Here is a 16215-nt window from a genome sequence, read left to right on the forward strand (position 1 = left end):
ACATTGAACCAATGCAAATCCACCTACGTAGATGATTGACCCAAGAACTCCTGCAGCTTGAAGAAGATCAGGGTAGTCTCGCATAATTGAGAGCACGTCCGACAAAGCTTAATTCCTTTGCATCAATATGATGACCCTAGAAAGCGGACCGAAGAACGTCATACCCAGTATTGGGTAAAAATTAACGTGCGAGGTATTTTTCTGCCTCGTCCAGCACGGTTTTCCAGTGTCTGAAGAACACCAACTGGCCCGCGTCGTCAAAAACGCGGTAGTCAATCCAGTCGTAATCCGCTTGAAATTCTTGCAACGTCGCCAGCGGCACCTGCGGATCGTGGGTGCCATTGAAGAAGACCACCGGCATCTTGCCGCGACGCGCGTCGACCAGCGCGGACCAGTCTTTGATCTGCCCGCCAAGCACCATGTGCGAAAAGGCGTCATGGGCGCTGTGTTCGTCGGTCAGGGCGGTTTCCGATCCAGTGACCATTGCCTCAAAAACCTCTGGGTTTTCAAAGGTATCAACGTCTGCCGGGCAGTTTCCATAAACCGCGTGGACAAAACCGCGCTTGCCGATCTTACGGGCCAGATAAAACCCGGCTTTCACCATGAAGGGCAACAGGTGGGGCGTGTATTTCGCACCGGCCAGAATGAACCGGTGCCACTTCTCCATCCGTTCGTATTGTTCGCGCCGGGTCATCGGCAAAACCCCGGCGCAACACAGCATCGCGGTAAACCGGTCCGGCACCATATTGGTCAGCGCGAAAGCATAGAAACTGTCGCCACCAAGGCTGATGATCGGGCAGCGTGTCACACCCTCGGCATCAAGGATCTGCAGCACATCCTGGTGGGCGGTCTGATCATAATCCTGCCCCTTGGCGACCATATCCGACAGCCCATAGCCCGCCCGCACCGGAACGATGATCCGAATGCCCCGCGCCGCGGCTTCGGCTTCTGCCGTGGCGGGCCAGCGCACCAGCCCGTAATCCAGCGGCAGATACAACAGCGGCACCCCGTCGTCGGCCCCAAGCGTCAGGTAGTCCAGCCGCCGCCCATCCGGTGTCACCAAGCTGTGAAAGGGTTGCTCTTTCAGCGTTGCATATCCCCGGCTGACAATGCGCGGACCGGGATCGACCTCCAGCGTCAGGTTCGACATGTCCATCACCGACAAGGCCAGCCGCACCAATTCGACCTGCGACCGGGTTTCGGTCTTGGACAGGATCGACTTGATCTGCACCCGCACGGTATCCACCGACCGGCCCCGCTGTTCGGCGATATCCTTGACCGAGCAACACTCAACCAAGCTTTGAACCACGTTCGCTTCGGCGGTCGTCAGATCGAACGCGCGCTTCAGAATATCCGAAAAGCCGTCCGGGCAGCTGACTTCCGAGGACGCCGCCAGCACATAGCGTTCACCCGACCCGACCTGCACCACCTGCAGGCGAACGACCACGAAATGGCCTTTCTCGCGCGACCGAAGCCGCAGCACGGCCGCCGTTTCTGCACGCCCCGCCAGCAAGGAATGGGCCGTGGACAGGATGCTTTCGATATCTTCGGGATTGACCAGCATGGACGACAGCCGCGATCCGACCTCCAGCCCCAGCAACACCTTCGCGGCGGGGTTGGCGGCAGCGATCCGGTGATCTTCGTTGAACAAGAACGCCGCCACCCTGTCGAACGGGGCCAGCGCGTTGTTCAGTTCGTCTTGTGTGCTGCTTTGATCCAGCCGGTCCAGAAAGGTTCCTGCCCTGTCGAAATGGCTGGAAATCGTGCTGTCATCCAAAAGGCGCGGCGCGCTGAAATCAGCCCCTTCGCGCAGCGGCGCAATCGCCGTTTCCCACACATCCAGCAGCGTTTCGTATCGCGTTGGATCAAGCGCCACATCGTAAAGTCGCTCAATCGCTTCGTCTCTGGTTTTCCCCGTCAGACTGTCTTCTTGTGTCTGAGAGAACCTGGTTTGCCGTTCCATCGCGCTTGTCCCGGTATTTGTTCTCTGTCGGTCATTCCGACCTCACTACGATAGCGAAAACGCTGTTTCCCGCCAAGGTCACCAGCGGACGGGTAATCCTGACCTTTGGTAAACTTTTCGGTGCGAATCCTGTGCAATCGGCCGGCACTTGCGGTTTTTGAAAAAGGCAGCGCACCCGCTTTTTATTTCGGTTAGGCTGGCCGAAAAGCTTAGAAGGACAAGCCATGGCCGACCCGTTCACCGCCGCTCAGCTGCACCACATCGCGGTCACGCCCGCCAAGGGCGACGCCGCCACGCGCGTTCTTTCGCCAAAGGACTTTGCCGACAGTTGGGCCGAGATCACCCAGTGGGACGGCTATGCCCCCACGCCGCTGGTGCCCCTGTCCGGGTTGGCCGCGCAGATCGGCGTTGCGCGCATCAACTACAAACACGAAGGCCCGCGCTTTGGGCTGGGCAGTTTCAAGGCGCTTGGCGGGGCCTATGCCGCCATGCGCGTGTTGCAGCGCGAATTGGGCAAGCGTCTGGGCCATACGGTGACGCTCGCCGATATTCGCAAGGGCAACTATGCCGACGCGTGCCGTGCGATCACGATGTGCTCGGCCACCGACGGCAATCATGGCCGGTCGCTCGCGTGGGGGTGCCAACGCGTCGGTGCGCCCTGCCGCATCTATATCCACGCCGAGGTCAGCGAAGGCCGCGCGCAGGCGATGCGCGATCTGGGGGCCGAGGTTGTGCGGATCGACGGCGACTATGACGCCTCGGTCGCGTTGGCGCGCGACGAGGCAGAGGCAAACGGCTGGTTCGTCGTGTCCGACACCTCGTGGGAGGGGTATACCGAGCCGCCCCGCGATGTGATGGCCGGATACGGCGTGATGACCCACGAAGCCTGCGCAACGATGGAGGCGACACCCACCCATGTCTTCCTGCAAGGCGGTGTTGGCGGGCTTGCCGCCTCGGTCGCCGCGTTCCTGCGCCAGTATCTGGGCGACGATGCCCCGCGCGTTGTCATCACAGAACCCGAATGGGCCGCCTGCCTGTATGAAAGCGCCCGCAAAGGCGCGGCGACTACAGTGCCGATTGACAAAGAAACCATCATGGCTGGCCTGTCCTGCGGCGAGCCGTCCGAAATGGCGTGGGAGATCCTGCGCGAAGAGGCCACTGATTTCGTCACCATGCCTGACAGCATCGTCGCCCCCACCGTGCGCCTGTTGGCGAATGCGGAAAGTGGTGATGCGAAGATCGAGGCAGGCGAAAGCGCGGTCGCCGGGTTGGCGACCCTGATCGCCGCGATGCGCCAACCGGACTTGGCAAAGGCGTTGGGGCTGGATGCATCTTCCCGCGTGTTGCTGATCGGGTCTGAGGGCGTCACCGACCCCGCGATCTTCAAGGCGATCATGGCAGGCGCCGATCATGTCTGATCCCATGCGCGGCTTTCCCGACGACGAGTTTGCCACCCGAACCGCCCGCGCACAGGCGCGTATGGCAGAGGCGGGTCTGGCCGGGATGCTGCTGCTGACGGAACCCGAAGTGCGATACTTCTCGGGCTTCCACACCCTCTTTTGGCAAAGCCCCACCCGGCCGTGGTTTCTGTTCGTCCCGGCCTCTGGCAAACCCATCGCGATCATCCCCGAAATCGGCGCAGCCCTGATGCGCTCCACATGGATCGACGATATCCGCACATGGTCCGCCCCTGCCCCCGGCGATGACGGGATCAGCCTTCTGACTGACCTGCTCACCCCCCATGCCCGCGAGGGCGCGAAGGTCGGGGTGATGAAAGGGCACGAGACGATGCTGCGCATGCCCCTTGGCGACTACGAACGGCTGGTGGCGGGTCTGCCGGGACTGCGCATCCACGACGCCACCGGGATCATCCGCAGCTTGCGCATGGTCAAATCGGACCGCGAGATCGAAAAGCTCGCCCATATCTGTGCCATCGGCTCGCGCACCTTCGCGCGTGTGCCGGACTTCGCACAGGACGGCCTGCGCTTCGAAGACCTGTTCCGTGCCTTCCGTCGCGAGGCACTGGCCCAAGGGGCCGACGATGTGCCCTATCTGGTCGGCGGGGCCGATCAAGGTGGTTATCACGACGTAATCTCGCCCCCCTCACCGCGCCCGCTGACGAAGGGCGATATCGTGATGCTCGATACTGGCGCGACATGGGACGGGTATTTCTGCGATTTCGACCGCAACTGGGCGGTGGGCCATGCCGACGACCCATCGTGCCGCGCCTATGACGTGCTGTGGCGCGCGACAGAGGCCGGGATCGCCGCTGCGACCCCCGGCACCACCTGCCGCGATCTGTTCCACGCCATGCAGCGCGTCATTGCCAAGGTGGACGGCCAAGGCGGCGATGTGGGCCGGCTGGGTCACGGGCTGGGCATGCAACTGACCGAATGGCCCTCGCTCGCCGCGTTTGATGACACGGTGATCGAAGAAAACATGGTCCTGACACTGGAGCCGTCCCTTGGCTATGGCGACGGGCGGATCATGGTGCATGAGGAAAACATCGTGGTGCGGGCCGAAGGCGCCGAGCTTCTGACCACCCGCGCCCCGCAAGAGCTACCGGTGATCTAGATGAAGCTAACGTTCGACACAGACCAAGGCATCGGCACACACGCCAATCTGGGCGTGATCGTATTGGAAAACGACGAAACGCTGGAAAACGAGTTTCGCCGGATGATGGATATCGACGGCGTGGCCCTTTATCATTCACGCATCCCGATGGGGCCTGAGATCCGCCCCGATACCCTGCCGCAAATGCTGGATGACCTGCCCGCCGCTGCGCGCCTGTTGCCCCCTGCACTGGATTTCGATGTGATCGGTTATGGCTGCACGTCCGCGACCTCCGTCATCGGGCCTGACAAAGTCGCGGCCGCCATCCAAACCACCTGCCCCAGTGCGCGCGTCACGGACCCGCTGAGCGCGATCATTGCCGCTGGGCGGCACCTTGGCGTCACGCGGTTGGGGTTCCTGTCGCCCTATGTGGCCGAGGTCTCGCAATCCATGCGCGACCGGCTGACTGACTCCGGGTTTCAGATCACTAGCTTTGGATCGTTCGAGGAAAGCAATGACCGGATCGTGGGCCGGATCACGCCGGCGTCGATCCTTGCCGCCGCCCGTCAGGTGGCCGACGCCGCGCCCTGCGACGCCATCGTGATTTCCTGCACCGCGCTTCGCTGTCTGGACATCATACCCGAGATCGAGGCGCAGACCGGCACGCCTGTCCTTGCCAGCAACCCTGCACTGGCGTGGCATATGCTGCAATTGGCGGGCGTCACGGACCCGCGCGCCGGGTTTGGGCGGCTGTTTGAAGGGGCTGCCTAGCCCACGCTCGCGTCCAGCTTCAGGGTGCTGCTCAACCACGCTTCGATGGCGGCGTTGTCGGCGGGCAATTCCTCGGCCAGACCATCACAGAAGCTGATGAACGCGTCGCGGTTCAGTTTGTTCACACCAACCAGCACGGGGATATCACGCCCAAGCGCCTCGGCGATGACGGCGCGAAAGCCGCGGCCTTCGGCCTCGTGCTTGCCAAATTTATTGACCAGCAGCAGGTCGGCACCCTGATCCAGCGCAACCTCGATATCCGCAACAGCGGTTTCCAGCGCGTCCATGTCCAACCGACACCCGCGCGAAGCCCGACCCAAATCCTGCGAGATGCGGATGATCCGGCCTTCCGGCAACACCTTCACATCCATATCGCATTTGTGCCCATCGTCGCGGTCGGTATCAATCTGAACGGTGCCGACCACTTTGGCGCCTTGCGTCGCAAGATGGTCCGCAATTTGCGCCAAGAGCAGGTTGGTTTCCCCGCGCCCCGGCGCGATGGTGAATGCGAGTTTCATCTGGCTTGCCTTTCGCGCAATTCAACGGGCCATGACACCGCCACAGCCCGTTGGAGTAGGATTACTTTTCGCCAGTCAGATAGCCTTCAAGTTCGACCTTGGCTTCGGCGACGACGCGCCCGTCGGGCAGGCTGAGCTTACCCTCGGCAGCCAGCTCTTGCGAGACCACTTCGTAGCGCTCCTGCCACCCTTCCGGCAAATCATGCGCGATGCCTTGGTGGCAGTCGATGCAGGTCTTGCCGTCATCCAATGCAACCTGGTGGTTGTCAGCCGCACGGTTTTCCTGCTGCGTGAAATCCATGAAATCGAAGCTGTGGCAGTTACGGCATTCCTTCGAATCCGTTGATTTCATTCGGCGCCATTCACGGGCGGCCATGTCGATACGGTGACCTTCATACTCTTCCGGGGTCCAGATCACGCGCGTGATGAAGTGGCCGTAAAGCTCTTTCGAAGCTTTGACCTTGCGCACGATTTTTGGGCCCCAATCCTTTGGCACGTGGCAGTCCGGGCAAGTTGCACGAACGCCCGAGCTGTTGTTCTGGTGAACCGAGCCCTGATACTCTGCGTAAGGGTTATCCTCCATCTCGTGGCAGGAGATGCAGAACTTTTCGGTGTTGGTCATCTCGAGCGCCCAGTTGAAGCCACCCCAGAAGATGACACCGGCAGCAAAGCCACCAATCAGCAATGTGCCAAGCGAAACACCCGCAGGTGTCCTGAACTTGCGCCAAAGGCGGCGCATGAAGCCGGGGTTTGCGTCAGACATGTCCCTTATCCTTTCTCATCCGCCTCAGTTCGAGGCTTCGAATGTGTTGTCGACAAGCGCGGGCGCATCGGCCTGCGGCACGTGGCATTGGTTGCAGAACCAGCGAGTCCCGGCGACGGTGTCCAGCTGGTTGCCGTCCCGGTCCAGATAGTGGGTCATCGACAGGGTCGGTGCCTTGCGCTCGCCTGCGACGGTCCAGTCATGGCACGACAAGCAGCGATTGGCCTTCAGGTCGATCTGATACTGATCGATTGAATGCGGCACCAAGGGGGGCTGCTGGCGATAGTTCCGGGCGAACCGGGTTTCGTTTTGGTGAAACACATCCTCGACGGCGACGGGTTCGGATACATCCGCCCCCCGCAAGGTGCTGACACCGCCAGCGCTTTGCGCGAAGGCAACGGTGGCCAGAAGCGTCGGGGCGACGATGGCGCTGATCAGAAGGTTCTTTTTCATTTGGGCATCTCCCGCATTTATTGTCTCAGGCCGCGCGACTGGCCTCGGGTTGACGTTGTTTTGGCCGGCGAGCCGCGCGGGCTGGCGCGGGGGTGGTGTCAAACCGGGTGGTGAATTTGAAAACATCGGGCGCGCAGACATCCACGCAGCGACCGCAATTGGTGCAGTCGGGCGACAGGATGATCGGCGTGTCCTCATCCGCGCCGCGAAGCGCGGGGGTGATCACGTGCATTTCGGGGCAGACCGCGAAACAGTCCATGCAGTCGTCGCATTCGGCGCGGTTCACCGCACTGACCCTGAGGATCGAGCCGTGACCCAGCAGGCCATAGAACGCGCCGACCGGGCACAGGTGTCCGCACCATCCGCGGCGCGACACAAACAGATCGAACAGAAAGACGGCAAGGACGAAGGTCCAGGCAAAACCCATCCCGAAAATAAGGCCTCGGTGCAGCATGGAAATCGGGTTCACAAACTCCCAGGCAATGGTCCCTGTCAGGGCAGAAACGATCAGCACCATGCCCAACACCCAGAAACGCGTGTTCCGTTTGGGTTGCCAACCTTTGGCAAAGCCCAGCTTGTCGTGCAGCCAGTGGGCGCCGTCGGTGACCGGATTGATCGGGCAGACCCAACTGCAATAGACGCGCCCGCCGATCAGCGCATAGGTTACGCCGACGATCAGTGCTCCGATGATGGCCGTCATTTCGGGCCAGTGTTGGGCGACCATGCCTTGCAGCAGGACGAACGGGTCGGTCAGGGGCAGAATGTCCAAGGTCAGTGACCCGGCCAGATTGCCTTTCACCCACCAGATCCCGAACCACGGGCCCAGCAAGAACAGGCCAAGGAAGAACGCCTGTGATACACGGCGCAGGATCAGGAACCGATGGGCCAGCCACCAGCCTTTGTCCTGAATGGCCTCTTGTCCGACGGGAAGGGCGGTTTTCTCGCTCATTGTCCTGACCCTCCGGTTCCGGGAAGGTTGAAAGAGGGGGTAAAGCCGCCATCCATCGAAGGATCGGGCAGGCCTTCGGTGCCCGGCAGATAGCCACCGGGGGCGGCAAGGTTATCGGTGCCCGGTCCGGGCAGGCGATCGGGCAGGTCGATGATGTCATCCACCATCGGGTTGCGATCTTCCCAACCCAGCTTGTAGTGGTCGGCGGCCTCGGCCATCGCGACACGACGGGGCAGCACCTTGATGGCGGCCTCGCCCGGCAGCACGCAGGATTTTTCACATTTGCCGCAACCGGTGCAGTGATCGGAATGCACGATGGGCATGAAAATGGCGTGCGCGCCTGATCGTTCGTTATGGCGCCGCTCCAACGTGATCGCTTTGTCGATCACCGGGCAGACGCGATAGCAGACATCGCAACGCAGGCCGAGCGCATTGAGGCAATGTTCCTCGTCGATCAGCACCGCAAGGCCCATGTCAGCGTCGTCGATATTGGTCAGCCCATGGTCCAGCGCACCTGTCGGGCAGGCCACGACGCAGGGGATGTCGTCACACATCTCGCAGGGGATATCACGGGCGGTGAAGAAGGGCGTGCCGGTGGCGGGACCTTCCAGCCCCAGCTCGGCCAGTTTCAGCGTGTCATAGGGGCAGTCCCGAACACACAACCCACAGCGGATGCAGGCGGCCAGAAAGTCCTCTTCCGGCAGGGCGCCGGGCGGGCGGATAGCCTGCGCCGGCAGCGCGCGGGCGTCTGTCGCAAGTTTCGTAAGCGCCATGCCCGCCACCGCGCATGCCCCGGCGGCCCGTGCTGCATCCTGAAGGAAGCGGCGGCGATCAAGCGGCTTGGGTTTGCGTTTGTTGGCGGCGGACATGGTCTTATCTTTCCTCAGTAGTGCGCTTAGGCGCGTTCGACTTTACAGGCGCATTTCTTGAAATCCGTTTCCTTGGAAATCGGGCAAGTTGCGTCCAGCGTCAGCTTGTTGGTCAGCTGACCTTCGTCGAACCACGGCATGAACACGACACCACGGGGCATCTTGTTGCGGCCTCGGGTTTCCACGCGCGACAGAACCTCGCCGCGACGCGTCGAGACCTGGATCTCTTGCCCGCGCTTCAGCCCACGATCCTTCGCGTCATCCGGGTGCATGAACACCACGGCGGATGGGAACGAACGGTGCAGTTCCGGCACACGACGGGTCATCGAGCCCGAATGCCAGTGCTCCAGCACACGACCGGTCACGAACCACAGGTTATATTCGTCATCCGGTTCTTCGGCGGCAGGTTCATACGGGGCGAAGATGATGAAGGCTTTGCCATCGGGCTTGCCGTAGAACTTAACCCCCTCGCCTTCTTTCACGTAAGGATCATAGCCTTCGCGGAAACGGTAGAGCGTTTCCTTGCCGTCCACCACGGGCCAGCGCAAACCGCGCGCCTGGTGGTAGACATCGAAATCCGCCAGATCGTGGGCATGGCCGCGACCGAACTCGGCATATTCTTCGAACAGACCTTTCTGAACGTAGAAGCCGAAGTCCTCGCTTTCGTGGTTGTTGAACCCTTCGGCCACTTCGGACACGGGGTATTTGTTGACCTTGCCGTTCTCGTAAAGAACTTCGAACAGGGTCTTGCCCTTAAGCTCCGGCATGGTGTCCAGAAGCTCGGCGGGCCACACCTCGTCGGTGGTGAAACGTTTCGAGAACTCCATCACCTGCCAGACATCCGATTTCGCTTCGCCCGGTGCAGACACCTGTTCGCGCCAGAACTGTGTGCGACGCTCGGCGTTGCCATAGGCGCCTTCCTTCTCGACCCACATGGCGGTGGGCAGGATCAGGTCAGCGGCCAGCGCGGTCACGGTCGGATACGGGTCGGACACGGTGATGAAGTTTTCAGGGTTGCGATACCCCGGCAGACCTTCTTCGTTCATGTTGGGCGCGGCTTGCATGTTGTTGGTGCACTGCACCCAGTGGCAGTTCAGGTCGCCATCTTTCAGCTTGCGGTGCATCAGCACGGCGTGGAAACCGGGCTTGGGCGGAATGGTTCCTTTCGGGATGCCCCACGCGGTTTCACAAATGTCGCGGTGACCTTCGTTGGCGACAACCATGTCGGCGGGCAGACGGTGGGCAAAGGTGCCAACCTCGCGCGCCGTGCCGCAAGCCGACGGCTGACCGGTCAGCGAGAAGGGCGAGTTGCCGGGTTCCGAGATTTTGCCCACCAGCAGGTGGACGTTATACATGAGGTTGTTCACCCATGTGCCGCGCGTGTGCTGGTTGAAGCCCATGGTCCAAAGGCTCATCACCTTGCGGTTCGGGTCCGCATATTGCTGCGCCAGACGTTCCAGCGCGGCGACCGGCACACCCGACAGTTCGGACACATACTCGGCGGTGTATGGTGCGACTGCTTCCTTGTATTCCTCGAACGTCATGTCCGACATGGCGCCGTGCTTGCCGTCATGCGACGGGTTCGCGGCAGCTTGTTCCAGCTCGTGCTCGGGACGCAAACCATAACCGATATCGGTGTTGGTGCGTTTGAAATGGGTGTTCTTTTCAACGAAGTCCCAGTTCACCGCATCGTTTTGAATGATGTAGTTGGCGATATAGTTCAGGATCGCGAGGTCCGTTTGCGGCGCGAAGATCATGCCATTGTCCGCCAGTTCGAACGAGCGATGTTCGAACGTGGACAGGACGTGCACTTCGCTGCCCGGCTTGGTCAGACGGGTGTCGGTCAGCCGCGACCACAGGATCGGGTGCATCTCGGCCATGTTCGAGCCCCAAAGGACGAACGTGTCGGCATGCTCAAGGTCGTCATAGCAGCCCATCGGCTCGTCAATGCCGAAGGTGCGGATGAAGCCGGCCACGGCCGACGCCATACAGTGGCGCGCGTTGGGGTCGATGTTGTTGGACCGGAACCCGGCCTTCATCAGCTTGGCGGCGGCATAGCCTTCCCAGACCGTCCACTGCCCGGAGCCGAACATGGAAACGGCGGTCGGGCCTTTTTCCTTCAGGCTGGCTTTCCACTTCTCGGCCATCACGTCGAAGGCTTCGTCCCAGCTGACCGGCTCAAAGTCGCCGTTTTTGTCGTAAACGCCGTTCGACTTGCGCAGAAGCGGTGTGGTCAGGCGGTCGGCGCCATACATGATCTTGGACAGGAAATAGCCCTTGATGCAGTTCAGACCACGGTTCACCGGGGCTTCCGGGTCGCCTTGCGTGGCCACGACGCGGCCGTCCTTGACGCCCACAAGCACCGAACAGCCGGTGCCGCAGAACCGACACGCCGCCTTGTCCCACCGGATATCGGGGGACTTGGGTTGCGCCATAGCGCCATTGGGAAGGGTGATGCCGGCGGCCGAGGCGGTCGCGGCGGCGGCGCTGGCCTTCAGAAAGGATCGGCGGGATGAAGTCATGGACATGGTGTGTCTCCCGATTAGTGTTTGGTCGTCGAAGCGGCGGCAGGGTCGCCGTCGAGCTCTTCGAAATGGTGATACGTCAGGGTGATGGTCAAAACGCCGGGGATCTGGTGCATCTCCATGATCTGGTCGGATGCACGCATGTCTGGCGTGTCTTCTACGGTCACAACGATGCGACCGTCTTGGTGGGCATGCACTTCACCACCTTGGGTGGCGTCGATCGCGGTTATGACAGTCTCGGTCATATCCGGCATCGTGTGCACCAGGCAGCCACAGATATTCATCATGGGCGGGCCTCCGTTTCTGATTTGATCTTCTTGAAGGAAATGGCGCCGACGGGGCAGGCCATCGAACAGCCCCCGCAGCCATTGCACAGGTCTTCGTCCAGCACCGGTTGGGCGCGGCCTCCGGTTTGCAACTGGAACCCGATGGCGCGTTGGTCGCAATGGTCTTCGCAGGTGCGGCAGTTCACACCGTTCAACGACAGGCAGTTGTTGCCGACATCCCCGCGCCACAGCCATTCGTTCTCTGGCGTCAGCGCGCCAAAGTCACAGGCATCGGTGCAGGCATGGCAGAACGTGCAGGCCCCGGCGTTGATATCCAGGAACGGGCGTTCGCCCGCATCTTTCATGATAATGCCTTCGGGGCAGGCCGTCGCGCATTCACCACACTGGGTGCAGGCGTCGTGGAACTCTGCCTCCGGGCCAGCTCCGGGGGGCCGCTGGCGCAGAACCTCCTGAACTTTGCCTTTCAGGAAGGCGCGTCTGGTGGGTGATGCAGACATATGTGAATCGCTCGCTGGTTTGGTGGCTTGCGTTTCAAGCCCTAAACCCGGCGTCGGCGCGCCCTAATGACCTAGATCAAAGAAAGTGTCGATTTGTCGCAGAAATCAATTCACCTGAAAAATGTTACTTTTTGAATGTGGTGTTGGAAAAAGTCGTAAGTCCCTGATACGGCGCACTTTCTGGAAAGGCAAACTGGCGCCAACACGCGTTTGCTGAACAATGAAAGTTTTTGCGCGAATGCTGACGCCCTTGCGACAAAATCGGTTCAGTCCGTCTGGCTGGCAGTCCAGTAGCCTTCGAACTCGGCGGGAAGCTTTGCGAGTGTTTCCGGCCCCAAAGCTTGTTTCATGCGGGCGAGTTCGGTGTCAATCTGCGGCCATTCCGAACCAAACCGGTATTGGTGATAGTGCAGGATTGAAGGGGTTGCATCTGCTTCGAAGCCGCGGTTGGAAATCGAAAAATTATAGTCTTCAGACAAAACCCGATACTCAATCCCAAATCTGGCCAGCGTCAAAGGCAAGGTTATCTGGTCAAGCCAGGGGCGTTTCTTGGCGACAGCGCAGTTGAAGTCGAAATCGTGTGCGGTTTCGAACCACAACTTGCCAAACCCTTCGTCCTGGCCTTTGTAGGCGTCGTTGAAAATAACAAGGCCTGCGTTGAAATAGGGATAGAACTCTATCCTTCGGCGGCGTGTCAGGCGCACCCGATCCGTGGGCAACGGCAGGTTGAAATGCGCATAGGCGCGGTCCCATCGGTCGCTGTTCTTGCCCCACGATGGCACGCCTTCGGGCACCACGGAAACAGCGTTTGGCGATGCCAATGAAGCGAAGTCAACCGGGGCGACACAGACCATGTCGGTGTCCATGAAAACATGGATATCTGCCGTGCGGTCTTGCATCGCGGCCAAAATTTTATTGCCATGCGGATAGGGCTTTTTCCATGCCCCGGCGGGAATTTCCATGGTCTGCAGACTGACGCCGAAACCGTCCAGCGCGGCCTTGGTGGCTGCATCAGGGCCCGGCCGGGCGTCGTCCAGCGGAAGATAGCCGACAAGGTCAGGCTCATCGCCCAAATGCGCCCTCAGGCTACTGGCAAGCAACAGCGCCTGCGATTGCATATAGAGGCCCTGAATGACAAAGAAAATTGATGTCTTAGGCATGGTATCTCTCCGAATGTCGGTCGCTTCTCAGAGCCTATCGCCATCAAACGCGCGACAGCACACTTGCCGGACGCGCCTTGGCCAGAGCCGCCGTCAGCATCCCCGCAATTGCGGCTTTCAGGATGTCACCGGGGATGAAGGCCGCCATGACCACGGTTGCTTCACCCATGGTTTTGCCCGTGACCAGCGCAAAGCCCGAGATCCCGAAGAGGTAAAGCACCACGATCCCACCGATGACCGAGGCAACACCCGCGCTGACCGCCAGCGACCCCTTGCGCCATGTTTCGGTGATCAGACCCGTGACAAACGCCGCGATTGGGAAGCCCACAAGAAAGCCAGCGGTCGGGCTGGTGAACACACCCAAGCCACCGCGACCACCTGCCAGCAGCGGCAGACCAAGCGCCACCAGCAGCAGGAACAGCAGCACCGACAGCGCGCCGCGCTTGGCACCCAGCACGGTGCCGCACAGCATGATGCCAAGGCTCTGGGCGGTGATTGGCACGCCGAAGGGCAGCGCGATTTGCGGGATCAGACCCAGCGCAGCAATCAGGGCTGCAAATAGGGCGATCAGGGTGACGTTCTTTTCCATGTATTAGGTCTCCATAGCATCAAAACCACCGCGCGCGCGCAGCGCCTCGGCGATATGGTCCGCGTCATCAAGCGCAAGGACCGTAAACGGTAAGATAATTCGCCAACCGGGGCGGCGCGGCGATCGGGCGCGCCACGCGTCGATCAGCTTGGTGCCTTTGGCCAGCAGTACCGGCGTGAAGCGGATAACCAGCGCAATGGCGGTTTCCAGATAGGTGGTTTTCAGCCCCACACCGCGCAGCGGCGTCGCCAGCCAGCGCACCACCGCGATCAGGTCCGACAGTTGCGTGGTCATTGTCACTAACGTGGCCAGCCCGACCGCTGTCAGCATACGCAGAACGATCACCCCACCCACGTAAGGCGTGCGCGTCACAAGGTGATAGATCGCCAGCATCACAACGAAGGGCCACAACACCTTCAGCGCCCGCAGACCGGCGCGAAAAAACACCGGGCCGGGCAGGCGATACAGCGCCAACATGCCGATAAAGGCACCTGCGTGAACCCAAATATTTTGCGCCTTGAACAACAGAACAGTTGCCACGCACAGCGCCGCCAGCTTTGCCCCGGCGGGCCAAGCGTGCGCGCGTGTCCTAACGGGAGAGGTCAGAGATATCATCGCCCTCTCCTTGTCGTGTCATGTCATCGGTGAAGGCGTCCAGCACATCGGCCCCCTGCCCTTGCAACACCCCACGGTCCAGCCATAGAACCTGATCATAGCCCGTCAGATCACGCGGATCGTGCGAGACATGAACCAACGTGCCGTCATAGCGATCCAGATAGCGGGCAAGCTGCATCCGGGTCGGAATATCCAGCCCCGCGAACGGCTCGTCCAGAATCAGAATGCGCGGCGTCATCGCAAGGATCGACATCAGGCAGACCAGCTGCTTTTGCCCTTGCGACAGGCTGTGCACATGGGCGTCGTGCCAATGCGCCTTGCCGAACTGGTCCAGCACAGCACCTGCGCGCGCCTCGGGGTCATCCATACCTTGCTGGCGCAGGCCGAACGAGATCTCCTCGATCACCGTCGGAAAGATAATCTGGTGGTCCGGGTTCTGGAACAGAATGCCCACCAGCGATAGCGCCGCGCGTCGGTCTTTCGCCGGGTTGATCCCGTCAATCGTGACCGTGCCCGCGCTCGGCGCAACCAACCCCGCCAGCAGCCGCGCAAACGTGGTCTTGCCCGACCCGTTGCGCCCAATCACCCCAATGCGCCGCGCCGACAGATCGACCGAGACGCCAGACAGAATCAAACGCCCGTCGATCTTGTGATCGACAGCGGCAAAGTTGATCTGTGCCGTAGCGCTCGTATCTTTCACCTGTGCGTGGACCCTTTTGTGACCGGTTCACGCGCCTTTTAACGGGCTGCGCGACGGATTGCCGCAAGAAAATGCATCCCGCGTGTTTCTACGCAACCGCTCAGGCGCAGAACTGCCCGGTCAAAGCCTCCCACTGGCGGCGAGTCACATCGCGGTCAGACGCGACCATCCAATAAGAGTTTTCAGACGGCAACACACTTTGCGACAGGCGCGTAAGCCGCTGATCCTCCAGATGCGCCCGCACCAAAGGCAGCGACGCCAACAACACCCCTGCCCCGGACTCGGCGGCAGATAAGGCAGCAGTGAACGTATCAAACCGGAGTTGCGGCACCGGCGTTGGTGCGTCCCCCGTCACTTTCGCCCAGTCATGCCAACCGGCGCGCGGCCCTGACAGACCAAGGCGCGGCAGATCCTGCCAGCCCCCCTGCCCTGCCCGCTTGATCAATACGGGCGCGGCGACCGGCGTCAGCGCCTCGTCATACAGCCGCGCGCGGTGCGCGATATCCCAATCCCCATTGCCGTAACGGATGCGCACGCCCGATACGCCCGGCCCATCCTCGGAGGCCAACACCATTGTCTTAAACGACAGCTCAACCTGATCGCCCAGCGATAGCCCCGCCAAACGCGGTGCGACCCACAATTGCAACACGGACGCGCTGGCCCAGACCGTTACCCGCCGCCGTTGAATGCCAAACAGCTCCTCCGAGCTTTGGCGCAGCGTCGCCAGCGCGTGGGACACATAAGGCAACCAAGCCTCGCCCTCGACCGACAGGATCACGCCGCGCGGCTGGCGGATGAACAGGGTCGCGCCCAATCGCGCCTCAAGGTTGCCGATCCGCTGGCTGATTGCGGCCTGCGTCAGCCCCGTTTCCGCCGCCGCTGCGGTGAAGCTGCCGGTGCGGCCTGCCGCCTCGAACGCGCGGACCCAATCCAGCGGCAGGTTTGAAAGGGGGGTGTTTACCATAAGCCAATCCATGCCTCAGGGTTGTTTCCTCTAAATTGT

General features: G+C 61.2%; 17 protein-coding genes. 3 read left to right on the top strand and 14 right to left on the bottom strand.

Annotated features, from left to right (window positions below):
* Positions 1-181: 181 nt before the first annotated feature.
* Positions 182-1963 (bottom strand): LuxR C-terminal-related transcriptional regulator, encoded by a 1782-nt coding sequence (locus Q0864_RS15830; RefSeq protein WP_298571684.1) that lies wholly within the window; start codon positions 1961-1963, stop codon positions 182-184.
* Positions 1964-2187: 224 nt separating this feature from the next.
* Here Q0864_RS15830 and Q0864_RS15835 point away from each other — a divergent pair, with 224 nt between their 5' ends.
* From Q0864_RS15835 to Q0864_RS15845, 3 genes are read left to right on the top strand one after another with little or no spacing between them, the layout of a single operon-like run.
* Complete coding sequence (locus tag Q0864_RS15835) at positions 2188-3381, top strand: diaminopropionate ammonia-lyase (RefSeq protein ID WP_298571687.1); 1194 nt, start codon at positions 2188-2190, stop codon at positions 3379-3381.
* Positions 3374-4537 carry a Xaa-Pro peptidase family protein gene (locus Q0864_RS15840; protein WP_298571689.1) on the top strand — a complete coding sequence of 388 codons (1164 nt, stop codon included), beginning with the start codon at positions 3374-3376 and terminating at the stop codon, positions 4535-4537. Before Q0864_RS15835 ends, Q0864_RS15840 begins: the two co-directional genes overlap by 8 nt.
* Positions 4538-5287 (top strand): Asp/Glu racemase, encoded by a 750-nt coding sequence (locus Q0864_RS15845; RefSeq protein WP_298571693.1) that lies wholly within the window; start codon positions 4538-4540, stop codon positions 5285-5287.
* Here Q0864_RS15845 and Q0864_RS15850 read toward each other — a convergent pair.
* The 13 genes from Q0864_RS15850 to Q0864_RS15910 form a co-directional block, all read right to left on the bottom strand.
* The gene (locus Q0864_RS15850) at positions 5284-5805 is read right to left on the bottom strand and encodes a DUF2478 domain-containing protein (RefSeq protein WP_298571695.1); all 522 of its coding nucleotides are present in this window, start codon (positions 5803-5805) and stop codon (positions 5284-5286) included. The two genes, Q0864_RS15845 and Q0864_RS15850, sit on opposite strands and share 4 nt — an antisense overlap.
* Before the next feature lie 61 nt (positions 5806-5866).
* Entirely contained in the window at positions 5867-6568 is a 702-nt protein-coding gene (locus tag Q0864_RS15855) for a NapC/NirT family cytochrome c (RefSeq protein ID WP_298571698.1), read from the bottom strand.
* A gap of 24 nt (positions 6569-6592) precedes the next feature.
* Positions 6593-7021: a nitrate reductase cytochrome c-type subunit gene (locus Q0864_RS15860; RefSeq protein ID WP_298571701.1), complete on the bottom strand. Its 429-nt coding sequence runs from the start codon at positions 7019-7021 to the stop codon at positions 6593-6595.
* 25 nt (positions 7022-7046) lie between these two features.
* On the bottom strand, positions 7047-7970 hold the full coding sequence (gene napH / locus Q0864_RS15865) for a quinol dehydrogenase ferredoxin subunit NapH (RefSeq protein ID WP_298571704.1): 924 nt from the start codon (positions 7968-7970) through the stop codon (positions 7047-7049).
* A complete protein-coding gene (napG, locus tag Q0864_RS15870) occupies positions 7967-8839 on the bottom strand; it encodes a ferredoxin-type protein NapG (RefSeq protein WP_298571707.1) in 873 nt (290 codons plus the stop codon). Before napG ends, napH begins: the two co-directional genes overlap by 4 nt.
* 26 nt (positions 8840-8865) lie before the next feature.
* Positions 8866-11361: a nitrate reductase catalytic subunit NapA gene (napA, locus tag Q0864_RS15875; RefSeq protein ID WP_298571789.1), complete on the bottom strand. Its 2496-nt coding sequence runs from the start codon at positions 11359-11361 to the stop codon at positions 8866-8868.
* 20 nt (positions 11362-11381) lie between these two features.
* On the bottom strand, positions 11382-11651 hold the full coding sequence (locus Q0864_RS15880; protein ID WP_298571710.1) for a chaperone NapD: 270 nt from the start codon (positions 11649-11651) through the stop codon (positions 11382-11384).
* Positions 11648-12148, bottom strand: coding sequence for a ferredoxin-type protein NapF (napF, locus tag Q0864_RS15885; protein WP_298571713.1), 501 nt, complete (start codon positions 12146-12148; stop codon positions 11648-11650). The genes Q0864_RS15880 and napF overlap by 4 nt, the downstream gene beginning before the upstream one ends.
* Before the next feature lie 266 nt (positions 12149-12414).
* Entirely contained in the window at positions 12415-13308 is an 894-nt protein-coding gene (locus tag Q0864_RS15890; protein WP_298571716.1) for a hypothetical protein, read from the bottom strand.
* A 43-nt stretch (positions 13309-13351) separates the two neighbouring features.
* On the bottom strand, positions 13352-13897 hold the full coding sequence (locus Q0864_RS15895) for a biotin transporter BioY (protein ID WP_298571719.1): 546 nt from the start codon (positions 13895-13897) through the stop codon (positions 13352-13354).
* A gap of 3 nt (positions 13898-13900) precedes the next feature.
* A complete protein-coding gene (locus Q0864_RS15900; RefSeq protein WP_298571723.1) occupies positions 13901-14512 on the bottom strand; it encodes an energy-coupling factor transporter transmembrane component T in 612 nt (203 codons plus the stop codon).
* Complete coding sequence (locus tag Q0864_RS15905) at positions 14487-15212, bottom strand: ABC transporter ATP-binding protein (RefSeq protein ID WP_298571726.1); 726 nt, start codon at positions 15210-15212, stop codon at positions 14487-14489. Before Q0864_RS15905 ends, Q0864_RS15900 begins: the two co-directional genes overlap by 26 nt.
* 100 nt (positions 15213-15312) lie before the next feature.
* On the bottom strand, positions 15313-16176 hold the full coding sequence (locus tag Q0864_RS15910; RefSeq protein WP_298571729.1) for a LysR family transcriptional regulator: 864 nt from the start codon (positions 16174-16176) through the stop codon (positions 15313-15315).
* Positions 16177-16215 lie beyond the last annotated feature (39 nt).

This window comes from uncultured Aliiroseovarius sp. (genome assembly GCF_947497285.1).
In the GTDB taxonomy this organism is placed as follows: domain Bacteria; phylum Pseudomonadota; class Alphaproteobacteria; order Rhodobacterales; family Rhodobacteraceae; genus Aliiroseovarius.